Raw genomic sequence first — 16,025 nt, 5'->3', positions numbered from 1 at the left:
CCGGTGCCGGCCGCGGCGGGTGTCAGCCTCGCCGTTGACCGTCACCCGGCCGGCGGCGACAGCCTCCTTGGCCGCGCCGCCGGAATCGACCAGGTTCGCCAGTTTGATGAACTGCCCCAGTCGGATGTCGTCCCCGCGGACGGGGACGTCCTGCGCCGGTACCTTGTGCTCTTCTCGCTCAGGCATGCCGACCATCCTACGACCCAGGACGTTGCCAGGGAAGTCCTCCACCGATATTGCCGTCATCAGCGACGATCGCGGGCTGTGGGACGTCCCCTGCCCCGCCCCACATGTCGGATTGTCGCCCTCCCAGGCAGGGTTCTCCCCCTGGACCCTGCCTGGGAGGGCGACAATCCGACACCGGTGGGGGGACAGGCACCCTCTGCCGCCCCTACAGCAGCTACAGCAGCTCCGTCAGCCCCGTCAGCCCCTCGCCCACCAGAATCACACCGAGGACGAGGAACACCACCCCGGCGACGATGTCGATCCACGGCCCCGCGGCCTGCAGGCGGCGCGACAGGGCGGGCACGGACACCATCACTGCGACGGCCACGAACCACGCCACCCCGGTGACCAGCATGAGCACCAGCACGGTCAGCCTCGTCCCCCACCCGGTGTCCGGGGGCACGAAGCCGGCGAACACCGCCCCGAAGAACACCAGTGCCTTCGGGTTCGCCAGGTTGGTCGCCACGCCGAGGCGCCAGGCGCCCACGGTGGAGATCCTCCCGGCGGTGGTGGCGGGCACCTCTGTCCCGGCGGAGCGTCGGGCCGCCAGTCCGCCGCGCAGTGCCGCCTGACCCATCCACGCCAGGAACGCGCCGCCGACCAGGAAGAGCACGGTGAGCACCCAGGGGGCAGCGACGATGAGGGCGGACAGGCCGACCATGCTGCCCACGATCCACAGGGTGTTGCCGGTCATGATCCCCAGGGCGCAGGCCACGCCGTTGCGACGCACGGCACCGAGGCGCAGGATCTGCACCAGGTCCGGGCCGGGCGAGGCGATGGCGAGCAGCCACGCGACGAGGATGCTGAGGAGGGCGCCGCCGGTCATGGGGCATCAATGTACTCCCCCGGCGTACTCACACTCCCAGCGGCATGTCCGTCGGGGCGACGGGCCGTGGCAGGGCGCTCTCGCCCATCAGTGCGCGGTCGACGGCGGCGGCGCAGGCGCGTCCCTCGGAGATGGCCCACACGATCAGCGAGGCGCCGCGTCCCGCGTCGCCGGCGACGAACACCGGGGCGTCGAAACCGGTGTCGCGTACGGCGGAGGACTCGGACCACCAGGTGCGGTAGTCGTCGTCGCGGGTGAGGCGTCCGCGTCCGTCGACCGGCAGTCCCAGTTCGGAGACGATGCCGCGGGTGTCCACGGAGGAGAACCCGACGGCGAGCAGGACGAGGTCGGCGTCCATGTCGACCTCCGTGCCGGGCAGGTTGACCGTGCCTTCCGGGGTGCGTTCGCAGGTCGCGGCGCGCAGGCCGGTGACGTGGCCGGCGGTGCCGGTGAGCTCGACGGTGTTGATGCGGTGGTCCCGGTGGCCCAGGGGGGCGCCGACCTCACGCTCGGCGAGGCCGAGGGCGACGATCTCGTCGGCGGACTCGTCGCCGCTGACGCGGTACTCGCCCTCCTCGTGGGCCGAGGCCACGCGCCAGACCTTCGGCCACACCGGCCACGGGTTGTCCTCGGTGCGGTAGGGGTCCGGTGCGGGGTTGTAGTCGAACTGCCGGACGGACGCGGCGCCCTGGCGCAGGGCGGTGCCGAAGCAGTCGGTGCCGGTGTCGCCGCCGCCGATGATGACGACGTTCCTGCCTTTCGCGTCGATGTGAGGGGTGTCGGTGTCACCGGCGACGGCGCGGTTGGCCATGGGCAGGTACTCCATCGCCTGGTGGACGCCGTCCAGGTCGCGGCCCGGGACGGAGATGTCGCGGGGGACGGTCGCCCCGACGGCGAGGACGACGGCGTCGAATCCGGCGAGGTCGGACGCCGACGGGGAGACGCCGGTGCGGAAGGTGGTGCCCTCGGCCTCCATCTGGGCTAGCCGCCGGTCGATCCAGCGGCCCTCCAGTTTGTAGTCCGGCACGCCGTACCGCAGCAGACCGCCGATCCGGTCGTCGCGTTCGAGGACGGTGACGTCGTGCCCGGCGCGGGTGAGCTGCTGGGCTGCGGCGAGGCCGGCGGGTCCGGAGCCGACGACGGCGACGGACTGGCCGGTGGAGAAGCTCGCCTTCACGGGGCGTACCCACCCTTCCGCGAAGGCGTGTTCCACGATCTGGAGTTCCACGGTCTTGATCGCCACCGGGTCGCCGACGCCGGCGCCCGCGCCGATGCCGTCGATGCCGAGGACGCAGGCGCCTTCACAGGGGGCGGGGCAGATGCGTCCGGTGAACTCGGGGAAGTTGTTGGTGGCGTGCAGGCGGTCGTAGGCCTCCTTCCACCGTCCCTGGCGGACCAGGTCGTTCCACTCGGGGATGATGTTGCCCAGCGGGCACCCGTCGTGGCAGAAGGGGACGCCGCAGTCCATGCAGCGGGAGGCCTGGGTCTGCACCGTCGAGTCGGCGAGGGGTTCGAGGACCTCCTTCCAGTCGAGCAGCCGCAGTGGGACGGGACGGTGTTCCGCCTCTTCGCGGGGGTACTTCATGAAACCGTGCGGATCAGCCATTACTTGACTCCCTCCATGATGGCGGCGGCGATGCCGTCCGCGTCGAGTCCCGCCTCGCGGGCCTGTTCGATGGTCTGCAGGACGCGGCGGTAGTCGCGCGGCATGACCTTGATCAGCGACCGGGGGTCCACGTCCACGGTGGACCCGGTGAGCCGCCGGTGGCGTTCGATCGTCTCGACGAGCCAGTCGAGTTCGTCCCCGGTGACCTCCTCGACGTCGACGAGGCCGGGGTTGATGCGCCGGGACATCCCCTCGACGCCGGTGCCGTCGTCCATGAGGTAGGCGATGCCGCCGGACATGCCGGCGCCGAAGTTCTCGCCGACCGGGCCCAGGTTGATCACCCGTCCGCCGGTCATGTACTCGCAGCCGTGGTTGCCCATGCCTTCGACGACGGCGGTCACACCGGAGTTGCGCACGCAGAAGCGTTCGCCGACGGCGCCGCGGATGAACATCTCACCGGAGACGCCGCCGAAGCCGAGGACGTTGCCGGCGATGGTCTGGTGGTCGCCGACCGCCCCGTCCCGGTCGTGGGGGCGGATGACGAGGGTGCCGCCGGAGAGCCCCTTGCCGACGTAGTCGTTGGCGTCTCCGACCAGGGTCAGCGTCATGCCCCTGGGCACGAAGGCGCCGAAGGAGTTTCCGGCGGACCCGGTGAAGGTGAGGTTCACGGTGCCTTCGGGCAGGCCGTCCCGTCCGGCGACGCGGCTGACGAGTGAGCCGGTCATCGTGCCGACGGACCGGTTGACGTTGCTGATCGGGTACGCCAGGTCGACGGTGGTGCCCTCGCCGGCGGCGGCGCGGCGGATGGTCTCCCCGGCGTCCTCGCGGATGCGGTTGTCCAGGGCGGCGTCCAGGCTGTGGTCCTGTTCCTTCGTCCGGTACAGGTCCTGGTGCATGAAGGGGCTGTCGGGACGGGCGAAGATGGGTGACAGGTCGAGCGACCCGGCGGTCTTGTGGTCCGGGTCGACCGTGCCGGCCCGCAGGCACTCGGAGTGGCCCACGGCCTCCTGCAGGGTGCGGAAGCCGAGTTCGGCGAGGTACTCGCGGACCTCCTGGGCGATGAAGGTGAAGAAGTTGACCACGTGCTCGGCCCGGCCGGTGAACTTCCTGCGCAGGTCGGGGTTCTGGGTGGCCACTCCGACCGGGCAGGTGTCGAGGTGGCAGACGCGCATCATGATGCAGCCCTCGACCACCAGCGGTGCGGTGGCGAAGCCGAACTCCTCGGCGCCGAGGAGGGCGGCGACCATGACGTCGCGCCCGGTCTTCATCTGGCCGTCGCACTGCACGGTGATGCGGTCGCGCAGGCCGTTCATCAGCAAGGTCTGCTGGGTCTCGGCCAGGCCGAGCTCCCAGGGGCCGCCGGCGTGCTTCAGCGAGTTCAGCGGCGAGGCCCCGGTGCCGCCGTCGTGGCCGGAGATCAGGACGACGTCCGCGTGCGCCTTGGACACACCGGCGGCGACGGTGCCCACGCCCTGCTCGGCGACGAGCTTGACGTGGACGCGTGCGTCCGGGTTGGCGTTCTTCAGGTCGTGGATCAGCTGGGCGAGGTCCTCGATGGAGTAGATGTCGTGGTGCGGCGGCGGGGAGATCAGGCCGACGCCGGGTGTCGTCACGCGGACCTCCGCGATCCAGGGGTAGACCTTGTGCGGGGGCAGCTGGCCGCCCTCGCCGGGCTTGGCGCCCTGGGCCATCTTGATCTGGATGTCGGTGCAGTTGTTGAGGTAGTGGCTGGTCACGCCGAAGCGTCCGGACGCGACCTGCTTGATCGCCGAGCGGCGCCAGGTGCCGTCCGCCTCCGGTTCGAAGCGGTCGGGGTCCTCGCCGCCTTCACCGGAGTTCGACATGCCCTTGAGCCGGTTCATGGCGATGGCGAGGGTCTCGTGGGCCTCGGCGGAGATCGAGCCGTAGCTCATCGCACCGGTGGAGAACCGTCTGACGATCGCGGAGACGGGTTCGACCTCGTCGACGGGGATCGACGGCCGGTCGCTGTGCATCTCGAACAGGCCGCGCAGGGTGGCCAGGCGCTTCGACTGGTTGTCGACCTTGTCGGAGTACTCCTTGAAGATGCGGTACTGCCCGGTGCGGGTGGCGTGCTGCAGCTTGAACACGGTCTCCGGGTTGAACAGGTGGTACTCGCCCTCCCGGCGCCACCTGTATTCGCCGCCGATCTCGAGTTCGCGGTGGGCGACCTCCTCGGGGCGGGGCAGGAAGGCGAAGCGGTGCCGCACGGCGACGTCCGCGGCGATCTCGTCGAGCCCGATGCCCGAGATCGGGCTGAGGCACCCGGTGAAGTAGTCGTCCAGGAGCTGCTGGTGCAGGCCGGTGACGTCGGCCAGCTGGGCACCCCGGTAGGACGCCACGGTGGCGATGCCCATCTTCGACATGATCTTCTGCACGCTGGCGGTCGCGCCGTCGATGAAGTTCCGGCAGCCGTCGTCGGTGCTCAGCCCGTCGAGCTGGCCGCGCTTGGAGAGTTCGTCGATGGTCTCGAACGCCATGTAGGGGTTGATGGCGTCGGCACCGAAGGTGAGCAGCATCGCGAGGTGGTGGACCTCACGGGCGTCACCGGCCTCGACGATCAACGAGGCGCGGGTGCGGGTGCGCTCGGCGACGAGGTGCTGGTGCACCGCGCTGGTGAGCAGCAGTGAGGGGATCGGCGCCATGCGTTCGTCCGACTCGCGGTCGGAGAGGATGACCAGGGTCGCGCCGTCCTCGATGGCGCGCGAGGTCTCCCGGCGGACGCGTTCGACGGCCTCGCGCATGCCGCGTCCGCCGTGGGCGACCGGGTAGAGCCCGGAGACCACCGCGGAGCGGAAGTCCCCGAAGCCCTCGTGGTCACCTGCCTGGCGCAGGGTGGCCAGGGTGGAGTTCAGCAGGACGGGTGTCTCGAGGTGGATGCGGTGTGCCGCCTCGGGGACCTCGGTGGTGACGTCGACCTGGCGTCCGAGCTGGGTGAACATGCTGGTGACCATCTTCTCGCGGATGGAGTCCAGTGGCGGGTTCGTGACCTGTGCGAAACGCTGGGAGAAGAAGTCGAAGAGCATGCGGGGGCGGTCGGACAGGGCCGCGACGGGCGTGTCCGTGCCCATGGAGCCCAGCTGTTCGGCGCCGGTGACGGCGAGCGGCCGGATGAGCACGTCGACGTCCTCCTCGGTCATGCCGAAGACCCGCTGGCGCAGGACGACACGCTCGTGGCTCATGGCCTCGTACTCCACCGGCGGCAGGTCGTCGAAGCGCACGATGTTGTCGTCGACCCACTGACGGTAGGGGCGGTCGGCCAGCCGGGACTTGATCTCCTCGTCGGGGATGATGCGTCCCTGTGCGGTGTCGACGAGGAACATGCGGCCGGGTTCGATACGGCGGCGCTGCACGATCTCCTCCGGGGGGACGGGCAGCAGTCCGGTCTCGGAACCGCCGATGACCAGGCCGTCACGGGTGACCCAGATGCGTCCGGGGCGCAGCCCGTTGCGGTCCAGCACCGAGCCGATGACGGTGCCGTCGGTGAACACCAGGGCCGCCGGGCCGTCCCACGCCTCCATGAGGGAGGAGTGGTACTCGTAGAACGCGCGGACGTCCGGGTCCACCGACGGGTTACGCTCCCACGCCTGCGGGACCATCATCATCACCGCGTGCGGGAGGGACCGGCCGGCGAGGTGGAGCAGCTCCAGGGCCTCGTCGAACCGTCCGGTGTCGGAGCCGGCGGGGTCGCAGACCGGCAGGACGCGTTCGATGTCGCCGAGGACCTCCGACCGGATCTGCGACTCGCGGGCGCGCATCCAGTTCTCGTTGCCGCGCACCGTGTTGATCTCGCCGTTGTGCGCGACGAGCCGGAAGGGGTGGGCCAGGGGCCAGGAGGGGAAGGTGTTCGTGGAGAACCGCGAGTGGACGACCGCCAGGGCCGACTCGACGCGCTCGTCCTGCAGGTCCAGGTAGAAGTCGCGCAGCTGGGGGGTGGTGAGCATGCCCTTGAACACGATGGTGCGCGAGGACAGTGACGGGAAGTAGACGGTGTCGGAGCCGGCACCCTCGCCGGGGCCCTTGGAGCCCAGTTCGCGTTCGGCGCGCTTGCGCACGAACCACACCCGACGGTCCAGTTCGATCCCGGTGAGCTGCGCGGCGTCCGGGCCGTCGCCGTCACGTCCGGCGACGAACAGCTGGTAGAAGATCGGTTCGGCGTCGCGCGCCATGGCCCCCAGGGCGGAGTCGTCGACGGGGACCTCCCGCCAGGCGACGAGCTCCAGGTTCTCCTCGGCGATGATCGACTCCACCGCGCGCATGGCGTCCAGGGCTGCCATGCGGGCGGCGGGGAGGAAGGCGATGCCGGTGGCGTAGGCCCCGGGGGCGGGCAGTTCGACACCCTGTCCGGCGAGTTCCTCGCGGTAGAGGCGGTCCGGGACCTGCATGAGGATGCCGGCCCCGTCGCCGGTGTTCTTCTCCGCCCCGGCGGCGCCGCGGTGCTCGAGGTTGACCAGTGCCTGGATGCCCTTCTCGACGATGTCGTGGCTGGCACGGCCGTGCATGTCGGCGACGAAGGCGACGCCGCAGGCGTCGTGCTCGTGGGCCGGGTGGTACAGGCCCTGGGGCGCCGGGTAGTTCTTCAGCTGGTTGTTCACGGGGTGGTCATCCTCCGGTCGTCGGGTCGTGCGGTGTGGTTCTCCGTGGCCTGGGGTGGTGGCCTTGTCGTCGGCAGGGGTGCTGTGGCCCTACTGGTACGGTCCTGCGGAGGCGGCACAAAATTAGGCTGCACTAAGAGGTACTGGTGCCGGTGGCGGAACGTGGTGCACGTCACATCAATCCGCTGTTTCCGGGTCCGTCTCGGTCTGTGGTTGTCTTTGTATCTTATCCCCTGGATTGCCGAAAGACGATACAGCTGCACGTTCCCATAACGTGCCCGCTAAAATCCCATCTGTCGGGACATTTGTTTCCGCCGGGTTTCAGGACCGTTTCCCGGCTGTGTACGCTCCCGCCCCGCCGCAACCCGGACGTAACGCGCGTGTCGTCGACCCGACGCCGGCAGCTACCATGGGAGAGGTGAAGGACCCCCTGAGAATTCCCCGCGTCCTGGAGACACTCGCACAGGCCTGGGAGAGCCAGCCGGACCTGACACTGCCCCAGCTCTACGGGGTCCTGGAGTCACGGGGGATCGGCTGGAACTCCACCGACGAGGAGGTCGTGGACACACTGTCCGCCCTGGTGGCAGAACGTCCCTCGCGCCTGACGGCCGACGCCCCGGGCCGCTACCTCGTCGAGACCGAGCAGCCGTCCCACCGGGTGACCCTCGACCCCTGGTGGGCCGCCGTGCGCACCGCCCGACGCGGGCCGGAGACCGAGGTACCCCAGCCGGTGGTGTGGCGCCACGGAGGGATCCGCCGCTGCGCCGTCGGTGAACCCCTCACCGTGCTGTCCGCCGACGGGACCGTGCACCGCTTCGGCGTGGTCGGCCGGATCACCGTCCTGGCGCCCACGGTGGAGTCCGTCGACACCGCACCGGACCTGGACGGCCTGCACCACGCGGAGCTGGACGGCCACGTCTACCTGCTCCGACTCGCCGGCGACGAGCACGCCGGGACCACGGTACTGGTGGACCACGCGCTGTGGGTGTTCAACGTCTCCCGCCGGGACGTACGCCGCGAGCGGATGCGCTGGTCGCGCCTGGTCTCCGCCACGGTGGGCTCGGAGTTCGTCGTCGACCGTCCGGACGGCGCCCGGGTGCGCCTGCCCGCGGTCGAGCAGGTCGCCGTCCTGGAATGACCCCGCCGCCGCCGGAGTAAGCTGGGTCACACCGACCTACCCCTGGAGGTGCGTCCCGATGAAGAACATCGGCCGAATCCTGACGTTGTCCGCCGGTTCCGCGGCACTTGCCCTGGCCCTGGCCTCCCCGGCGACCGCCGCTCCCACGTTCACGCTCCCCGAGGTACCGGGGTCCGGGGCGTCCCTACCCGACCTGCGCGACCTGCCCGACTGGGCCGGGGACATGCTTCCCGACGGCGTCGCCCCTGCCCCTGCCCCGGGACCGGCACCTGCCGTCCCGCAACCCCGGAACGCCCCCTGCGCCGTGGAGGCGAAGGCGTGCATCAGCCTGGGCGACCAGACCGCCTGGCTGCAGGACGGCGCGGGCAGGGTCACCCGTGGACCGGTGCCCGCCAGCACGGGCCGCGCCGGTTACGAGACACCCGCCGGCACCGCCCGGGTCACGAGGAAGGACGCGGACTGGTGGTCCAGCGCCTATGACGCGCCGATGCCGTTCTCGGTGTTCTTCTCCTCGGGGTCGACGTACCCGAGCGACATCGGCATCGCCTTCCACGAGGGTGATCCCGGCGTCCTGTCCCACGGGTGCATCCACCTGCTGCACGACGACGCCGTCGCCTTCTTCAACACCCTGCAGGTCGGCGACGTGGTGGATGTCGTGGCCTGATCCGCCGTGAGGTGGACTCCGACGACTGTGGCCCGTCAGGCGATGAGGTAGATGACGGTGCCCAGGGACGCCGCGACGGTGCCGACGAGGGTCTTGATGACCGTCCAGGTCTTGAAGGTCTGCGGAACGCTCATCCCCAGCAGCCGTCCGATCATCCAGAAGCTGGCGTCGTTGACGTGGGACAGCACCGATGAACCACCGGCGAGGACGATCGTCAGGGCCGCTGTCTGGAGCGGGCTCAGCCCCGCCGCCGCCACGGACGCCCCGAGGAGCCCCGCCGCAGTCGTGATCGCCACAGTCGCGGTTCCGAGGGAGACACGGACGATCGCCGCGACGACGAAGACGGCCGCGACGAGGGGGAGCCCGGTCTGCTCGAGAGTGCCCGACAGTGCCTCACCGATACCGCTCGCCAGCAGGACACCACCGAACATCCCGCCGGCGCCGGTGATGAGCAGCACCGGGGCGATGGGCTTGAGGGAGTTGTCGAGCATGTCCTCGATCACCTCGGTGGAGCTCCCACGGCGGACGCCGATGACCCAGCAGGACATCAGCACGGTGATGAGCAGGGCGATCGGGGTCGAGCCAACGAGGACGAGCCCGGAGGCCCACGTCGACTCCGCGTCGATCGCCCCTGTGCTGCCCAGCGTGGTGACGAGGGTGTTCATGAAGATCAGCACCAGAGGCAGGGCCAGGAGCCCCAGGAGGACCCGCACCTTGGGCGGCTCGGTGACGTCGTCGTCGACCTGCGGCCCGCCGGTGACGATCTCCGGGACGGGGAGTTCGATCCGCCTGCCGATCCACACCCCGTAGAGGTAGCCGGAGATGTACCAGGTCGGGATGGCGACGACGAGGCCGACGAGCATCACGAGCCCCACGTCCGCACCGAGCAGGACGGTCGCCGCGACGACGCCCGGGTGGGGAGGGAGAAGGACGTGCATCGTCGACAGGGCCGCGGCCGCGGGCAGCACGTAGATCAGCATGCTCCCGCCGAGCCGACGGGCCGTCGCCAGCAGGATCGGCAGCATGACCATGAACGCGGCGTCGAAGAAGATGGGGAATCCGAACATCAGTGAGGCGATGCCCAGGGCGAGCGGGGCGCGCTTCTCTCCGAGACGCTCGACCATCGCGGAGGACAGGGCCGCCGCACCACCGCTGATCTCGAAGAGCCGGGCGAACATCACACCGAACGCGAGCAGGAGGCCGACCTCCCCGAGTGTGCTCCCGAAGCCGTCGAGCAGGACGTCCAGCACCTCCGACATGGAGATCCCCGTGGCGAGCGCGGTGCCGAGACTGACGAGAACCAGCGCGATGACGGGGTGCAGCTTCATCTTCATGATGAAGACGAGCAGCACACCCACCGCACCGGCGGCGATCCCCAGGAGCATCCCCGAGCTGAACTCCGCGGGCTTCGGCACGACCGCGACGGCGAGGAGCCCGACGGCGGCGATGAGCAGCCCCACCCCGAAGGACAGGCCACCGGCGGGCAGCGGACGGGAGGGGGACTGTGCTGAAGGTGCTGAAGGTGCTGAAGGCACTGAAGGTTCTGGGGGCGCTGAGGTCATCGGGGCTTCCGTCGTGGAGGATCACTACGGGGAGTGACTGGCCCTGATGAAGCTACACGGAAAGTTAGTTACCTTCAACAACTATTCCCCCACGTCCCCGCCCCCGGAGGGCGGGGACGTGGTGTCGGCGGAGACGAGGGGATTTGAACCCCTGGACGATCGCTCGTCGCTGGTTTTCAAGACCAGTGCATTCGGCCGCTCTGCCACGTCTCCCTGGCTGCACGGACGCTCGGCGTCCGGCGCGTCCTGATTCTAACCCACCGCGTCGCCGTCGTCGGTGTCCACCCCTGCATGCCCGGAGATGGTTAGGCTGGGTGCATGAACGGGAACATGAAGGCCATCATCCAGACGGACCCCGACGACCCTCAGTCCCTGCACTGGCAGGAGACCCACGTCCCGGCACCCCAGGACGGCGAGGTCCTGATCCAGGTCACGGCGGCGGGGCTGAACCGTGCCGACACCCTCCAGGCGCAGGGGCACTACCCGCCGCCGAAGGGGGTGTCCGAGATCCTGGGCCTCGAGGCCGCCGGTGTGGTCGTCGACCCGAACGGCTGCCTCCGGCCCGACGGGACACCGTACCGGGAGGGGGACGAGGTCGGTGCGCTGCTGTCGGGAGGGGCGTACGCCGAGTACACGATCGTGCCGGTGGGGCAGTTGACGCCGGTACCGGACGGTTTCGGGCTCTCGGACACCGCCAGTGTCATCGAGGCCGCCTGCACGGTCTGGTCGAACCTGATGATGACGGCGCGGCTGCGCGAGGGCGACACCCTGCTGATCCACGGCGGTGGCGGCGGCATCGGCATCTTCGCCATCCAGCTGGCCCGTGCGTTGGGTGTGCGGGTGGCGGTGACCGCGGGCAGCCCGGAGAAGCTGGACGTGTGCCGCCGCTACGGGGCGGACGTCCTGATCAACTACCACGAGGAGGACTTCGTGAAGGTGGTCAAGGAGCTCGGCGGCGCGGACGTGATCCTGGACATCATCGGTGCGAAGTACCTGGACGGCAATGTGACGGCACTGGCCCCGGACGGTCACCTGGTGATCATCGGGATGCAGGGTGGTGTGAAGGGCGAGTTGAACATCGGGAAGCTGCTGGCCAAGCGGGGGAACATCTCGGCCACGGGCCTTCGCTACCGGGACCGGGACGACAAGGCACGGATCGTGGCGGAGACGGTGCAGAACGTGTGGCCCATGCTGGAGGACGGCAGGATCTCCCACCATGTGGACCGGGTCTTCCCGATCCGGGAGGCCGCTGAGGCCCACCGGTCGCTGCTGGCCGGGGAGATCACCGGCAAGGCGATCTTCGAGATCACCGGTTAGCCGGCCTCTAGACGATCCCGCCGACCACGCGCAGCAGGTGGTCGATGTCCATGTGGGTGTTGTGCGGGGCGAGTGCCACGCACACCGCACCGCCCATCTCGGCGACACCCATCTGGTCGAACAGGGCACTCTCCTCCAGCCCGACGGTCTGGGCGACGACCCCGTTGCTCAGCAGACGTTCCCCCACGACGGAGGCCTCGATGCCCTCGACGAGGAAGCTCACCCGCGGCAGCCGGTCGACGGGGCCGAAGTGGCGCCCGTGCGGCCCGGTGCCGCCGCCCCAGCTGTTGTGGTCGTGCTCGGGTTCGGTGTCGGTCTCCCCGTCGACCCCCACCACATGCACGTTCTCCAGGTCGCGGAGACCGTCGACGAGGTAGCCGGCGAGCTGGCCGAGGTACTCCTCACTGGAGTGCAGGGACGTGGCGAGGCGCTCACGGCGCGTGCCCGTGGCCTCCTCGTCCAGGCCCGCCAGGTGGTCCACGGCCGCCGGGACCCCGCCGAGCAGGCCCGGCGCGTTGCCGTCGCGCTCCAGCTCGGCCACGCGGCGTGCGGTCAGCTCCTGCGAGTCCGGTGCCGCATGGCGCCCGCGGCGCAGTTCGACAAGGTGGAGCTCCGCCAGCAGGGACGGGTCGCGGAAGACCAGTGCGCCCACCTCCGGCCCGCCGAGCGGCGCCATGTCCAGGGCGACGACGTCGGCGTCCCACGCCTCCATGTCGATCATCCGGTAGGGGGCGTAGGCGCCGGCGTCCACCACGAGCCAGGCGCGGGACTTCGCCCGCATGATGTCGGCGATGGCGCGGACGTCCGTCACCGTGCCCAGGTGCGTGTTCGCCGCGGGCACCGCGACGATGGAGGTGTCGAGGCTGATCAGGCTGGTGAACTGCCACGCGGGCAGGGCCCCGGTGGTCAGGTCGGCCTCGGCCCACCGCACCGTGGCCCCGTAGAGGTCCGCGGCGAGCTTCCAGGGGGTGATGTTGGAGGGCTCGTCCACCCGGCTCAGCACGACCTCCCTGCCCATCCGGAGTTTCGCCGGGACGGCGGTGGCCAGTATCCCCAGCAGGGAGGTCCGGCTGGGCCCGAGGACGACGCACTCGGGCGACGCCCCGACGAGATCGGCGACCGCCTCGCGCGCGGCGGCGACGTGGTGGTCGCCGCGCGCCGCGCCGTCCTGCCCCTGCAGAGGGGACGCCCGGAACGCCCGGGACACCGCCGAACTGACCTTCTCCGGCACCTGCGCACGACGGCCGGCGTTGAGGTACGTCCACCCCTCGGACAGCGATTCGTAGAGGCCACGAACCCTCGCGATGTCGAACACTCCCGACTGCCCCTTTCCTCGACCCAACACACCGGATACCCATTAACTAATTGCAGGTCACGACACTAAAATGCGGAAAACGACCCTGCCTTCCCGTTACCGACACCGATACTACATCGGCACATGGACATGAGTGGTACCGGCGCTGATTACCGCACTCCACACCGTTCCGGAGTACCGTGTTCCCGTGTCCGATTCAGAGAACCCCCGGCCGGTGGCCACCTCACCGGAGTACGAGCGCTTCGTCGCCCCACCTGCGGACGGCGGTGCGCCTGCCTCGACCTCCCAGACGCTCGGTGCCGCATGGGACGACCTGAAGCGCGGCTTCGGCCAGCGCGAGCTCTGGCTCGTCCTGGGCTGGCAGGACATCAAGCAGCGCTACCGGCGCAGCGTCCTTGGGCCGTTGTGGATCACGCTCGCCACCGGCGTCATGGCCGTGGCGCTCGGTCTGCTGTACTCCATGCTCTTCCAGATGGACCTCCGGGAGTTCCTGCCCCACGTCGCCGTGGGCCTGATCATGTGGAGCTTCATCTCCGGGTGCATCATCGAGGGCTCCCAGGTCTTCATCGCCAACGAAGGGCTGATCAAACAGCTCCCCAGCGCCCTGAGCGTGCACGTCTACCGGCTGGTGTGGAAGCAGTTCCTGGTCCTGTGCCACAACCTGGTCATCTGGGTGATCCTGCTGGCCATCTTCCAGATCCCGGTCGGCTGGGAGGTCCTGCTGGCCGTCCCCGGTCTGGCTCTGCTGGTGGCCAACGGGGTGTGGGTCTCGATGTTCTTCGGCATCATCGCCACCCGCTACCGCGACGTCGCCCCGCTGCTGGAGTCGCTCGTGCAGCTGCTGTTCTACATGACCCCCATCGTGTGGACCACCAAGACGCTGCTGGAACAGGGCGGTGCCGTCGCCGAGCGTGCCCGGATCGCGGAGATCAACCCGCTGTTCCACTACCTCAGTGTCGTCCGCGGCCCGATGATCGACGAGCCGGTCGAGCTGCACTCGTGGATCATCGTCGCCGCCCTCACCGTGCTCGGCACCCTGTTCGCCATGGTGTTCATGCGCCAGTGGCGCTCACGCGTGAGCTACTGGGTCTAAAAGGAGAACACCCATGGTTTCCATCGACACCTACAACGCCTGCGTCGACTTCCCCATCTTCGACGCCAAGTCCCGCTCCCTGAAGAAGGCCTTCCTCGGCGCCGCCGGCGGGGCCATCGGACGCAACTCCGACAACACCGTCGTCGTCGAGGCGCTGCGGGACGTGAACCTGCACCTCGAGGAAGGCGACCGGATCGGCCTGGTCGGCCACAACGGCGCCGGCAAGTCCACACTGCTGCGCCTGCTCTCCGGGATCTACGAGCCCACCCGCGGCTCCGCGGTCGTCAAGGGGCGCGTGGCCCCGGTCTTCGACCTCGGCGTGGGGATGGACCCGGAGATCAGCGGGTACGAGAACATCATCATCCGCGGCCTCTTCCTCGGCGAGAGCCGGAAGTCCATGGAGAGGAAGATGGACGAGATCGCGGAGTTCACCGAACTCGGCGACTACCTCTCCATGCCGCTGCGCACCTACTCCACCGGTATGCGGGTCCGCGTCGCCCTGGGCGTGGTGACCTCGATCGAGCCGGAGATCCTGCTGCTCGACGAAGGCATCGGCGCGGTGGACGCGGCGTTCATGGAGAAGGCGCGGATCCGTCTGCAGTCGCTGGTCGAGAAGTCCGGCATCCTGGTGTTCGCCTCACACTCCAACGAGTTCCTGGCCCAGCTGTGCGACTCGGCGTTGTGGGTCGACCACGGACAGATCCGCTCCTGCGGCCCCGTCGACGAGATCGTCGGCGCCTACGAGGGGCCGACGGCCGCCGAGCACGTCCGCGGCGTGCTGAAGGGGCTGGGGCGGCTCTGAGTTCCCACGACTGCCCCGGCTCCCACGGGCGGGGTCCGGTGCCGCGGCGTGTCCTGCTCGCCGGATGCGGTCAGGTCGGCGGCGAGCTGGCCGGACGTCTCGCCGCGCGTGGCGCCGAGGTGTTCGCGCTGCGCCGCGACACCACGGCTCTGCCGTCCTGTGTGACACCGCTGCCGGTCGACCTCCTGTCAGACCGCCTGTCGACGGAGGTGGAGCCCCTGCCGGCCGTGGACGCGATGGTCGTCACCCTCACCCCCGGCATCGGCGGGCCGGGGAACCCGGACGGCTACCTCGCCGCACTCGGGAATCTCGCGACCGCGCTCCCCGGCGTCCCCGCCCGGACGGTGTTCGTGTCGTCCACCGGCGTGTTCGACCGTCCTACGCAGGACGGCACGCTGACGGAGGCGGACACCCCGGTACCGGCGTCGCCCAGGGCGCAGACCCTCCTCGCCGGCGAACGGGCCGCCGAGGCGCTCTTCGGCGCCCTCGTCGTGCGTCCCGCAGGAATCTACGGTCCCGGTCGGGAGTTCATGTTGCGGACCGCGACCTCCGGCACGCCGGTGCAGTACGCCCGGCGGACGAACCGGATCCACCAGACCGACCTGGTGAGGGCCCTGGAGGTGATGCTGGACGCCGTGGATCCCCCGGCGGTCCTGCACGCCGTCGACCAACGGCCCGCGACGCTCGGTGAGGTCGTCACCTTCCTGGCCGACGAGCTCGGCGTCAAGCCCCCGCCGCCCGTCACACCGGAGGAGCCGACAGGTTCATTCTTCGACGGTGCCGCCCTCGGACGGCTGGTGGGGGCGTTGCGCTACCCCGGTTTCGTGCAGGGCTACCGGGGGATGCTCGCGCAGCGCCGGTAGG

At 69.8% G+C, this 16,025-nt stretch carries 12 protein-coding genes and 1 tRNA gene; 6 read left to right on the top strand and 7 right to left on the bottom strand.

Annotated elements, in window-relative coordinates:
• The 4 genes from Q0A34_RS04520 to gltB all read right to left on the bottom strand — a co-directional run.
• Window positions 1-186: RNA-binding S4 domain-containing protein (locus Q0A34_RS04520; RefSeq protein WP_291478815.1), on the bottom strand; the 186-nt coding region annotated here is incomplete at its 3' end.
• A 214-nt stretch (window positions 187-400) separates the two neighbouring features.
• A complete protein-coding gene (locus tag Q0A34_RS04515) occupies window positions 401-1,051 on the bottom strand; it encodes a LysE family transporter (RefSeq protein WP_291478814.1) in 651 nt (216 codons plus the stop codon).
• 28 nt (window positions 1,052-1,079) lie between these two features.
• On the bottom strand, window positions 1,080-2,657 hold the full coding sequence (locus Q0A34_RS04510; protein WP_291478813.1) for a glutamate synthase subunit beta: 1,578 nt from the start codon (window positions 2,655-2,657) through the stop codon (window positions 1,080-1,082).
• Window positions 2,657-7,258 carry a glutamate synthase large subunit gene (gltB, locus tag Q0A34_RS04505; RefSeq protein ID WP_291478819.1) on the bottom strand — a complete coding sequence of 1,534 codons (4,602 nt, stop codon included), beginning with the start codon at window positions 7,256-7,258 and terminating at the stop codon, window positions 2,657-2,659. Before gltB ends, Q0A34_RS04510 begins: the two co-directional genes overlap by 1 nt.
• Window positions 7,259-7,688: 430 nt before the next feature.
• Here gltB and Q0A34_RS04500 point away from each other — a divergent pair, with 430 nt between their 5' ends.
• Together Q0A34_RS04500 and Q0A34_RS04495 are read left to right on the top strand one after the other, a co-directional pair.
• A complete protein-coding gene (locus tag Q0A34_RS04500; RefSeq protein ID WP_291478812.1) occupies window positions 7,689-8,408 on the top strand; it encodes a hypothetical protein in 720 nt (239 codons plus the stop codon).
• 58 nt (window positions 8,409-8,466) lie between these two features.
• The gene (locus tag Q0A34_RS04495; RefSeq protein WP_291478811.1) at window positions 8,467-9,072 is read left to right on the top strand and encodes a L,D-transpeptidase; all 606 of its coding nucleotides are present in this window, start codon (window positions 8,467-8,469) and stop codon (window positions 9,070-9,072) included.
• Window positions 9,073-9,107: 35 nt separating this feature from the next.
• Here the strand turns inward: Q0A34_RS04495 and Q0A34_RS04490 are convergent, their stop codons facing one another.
• A complete protein-coding gene (locus tag Q0A34_RS04490) occupies window positions 9,108-10,457 on the bottom strand; it encodes a GntP family permease (protein ID WP_291478818.1) in 1,350 nt (449 codons plus the stop codon).
• Between the two features lie 305 nt (window positions 10,458-10,762).
• Window positions 10,763-10,847 (bottom strand) — tRNA-Ser (locus Q0A34_RS04485).
• 117 nt (window positions 10,848-10,964) lie between these two features.
• Between Q0A34_RS04485 and Q0A34_RS04480 the strand changes: the two genes are divergently transcribed.
• Window positions 10,965-11,951 (top strand): NAD(P)H-quinone oxidoreductase, encoded by a 987-nt coding sequence (locus tag Q0A34_RS04480; RefSeq protein ID WP_291478817.1) that lies wholly within the window; start codon window positions 10,965-10,967, stop codon window positions 11,949-11,951.
• 7 nt (window positions 11,952-11,958) lie between these two features.
• Here Q0A34_RS04480 and Q0A34_RS04475 read toward each other — a convergent pair whose 3' ends face one another.
• Window positions 11,959-13,266: an aminotransferase class V-fold PLP-dependent enzyme gene (locus Q0A34_RS04475; protein WP_291478810.1), complete on the bottom strand. Its 1,308-nt coding sequence runs from the start codon at window positions 13,264-13,266 to the stop codon at window positions 11,959-11,961.
• A 214-nt stretch (window positions 13,267-13,480) separates the two neighbouring features.
• Here Q0A34_RS04475 and Q0A34_RS04470 point away from each other — a divergent pair, with 214 nt between their 5' ends.
• Genes Q0A34_RS04470 through Q0A34_RS04460 form a run of 3 tightly spaced genes read left to right on the top strand, consistent with a single transcriptional unit; the run spans window position 13,481 to window position 16,024 of the window.
• Window positions 13,481-14,359, top strand: a complete 879-nt coding sequence (locus tag Q0A34_RS04470) for an ABC transporter permease (RefSeq protein WP_291478816.1) — start codon at window positions 13,481-13,483, stop codon at window positions 14,357-14,359.
• A 13-nt stretch (window positions 14,360-14,372) separates the two neighbouring features.
• Window positions 14,373-15,161, top strand: a complete 789-nt coding sequence (locus Q0A34_RS04465; RefSeq protein WP_291478809.1) for an ABC transporter ATP-binding protein — start codon at window positions 14,373-14,375, stop codon at window positions 15,159-15,161.
• 38 nt (window positions 15,162-15,199) lie between these two features.
• The gene (locus tag Q0A34_RS04460) at window positions 15,200-16,024 is read left to right on the top strand and encodes a sugar nucleotide-binding protein (RefSeq protein ID WP_291478808.1); all 825 of its coding nucleotides are present in this window, start codon (window positions 15,200-15,202) and stop codon (window positions 16,022-16,024) included.
• Window position 16,025 lies beyond the last annotated feature (1 nt).

The sequence above is a fragment of the Corynebacterium sp. genome (assembly GCF_022712195.1).
Taxonomy (GTDB): Bacteria; Actinomycetota; Actinomycetes; order Mycobacteriales; family Mycobacteriaceae; genus Corynebacterium.
Note: the sequence above shows the minus strand (reverse complement) of the source record. Positions and strands in the feature narration are given on the sequence as shown.

Coding starts and splice junctions, on each gene's coding strand:
- Q0A34_RS04515 (WP_291478814.1), bottom strand. CDS start 1,051: ATGACCGGCGGCGCCCTCCTCAGCATCCTCGTCGCGTGGCTGCTCGCC.
- Q0A34_RS04490 (WP_291478818.1), bottom strand. CDS start 10,457: ATGCTCCTGGGGATCGCCGCCGGTGCGGTGGGTGTGCTGCTCGTCTTC.
- Q0A34_RS04465 (WP_291478809.1), top strand. CDS start 14,373: ATGGTTTCCATCGACACCTACAACGCCTGCGTCGACTTCCCCATCTTC.
- Q0A34_RS04510 (WP_291478813.1), bottom strand. CDS start 2,657: ATGGCTGATCCGCACGGTTTCATGAAGTACCCCCGCGAAGAGGCGGAA.
- Q0A34_RS04480 (WP_291478817.1), top strand. CDS start 10,965: ATGAAGGCCATCATCCAGACGGACCCCGACGACCCTCAGTCCCTGCAC.
- Q0A34_RS04495 (WP_291478811.1), top strand. CDS start 8,467: ATGAAGAACATCGGCCGAATCCTGACGTTGTCCGCCGGTTCCGCGGCA.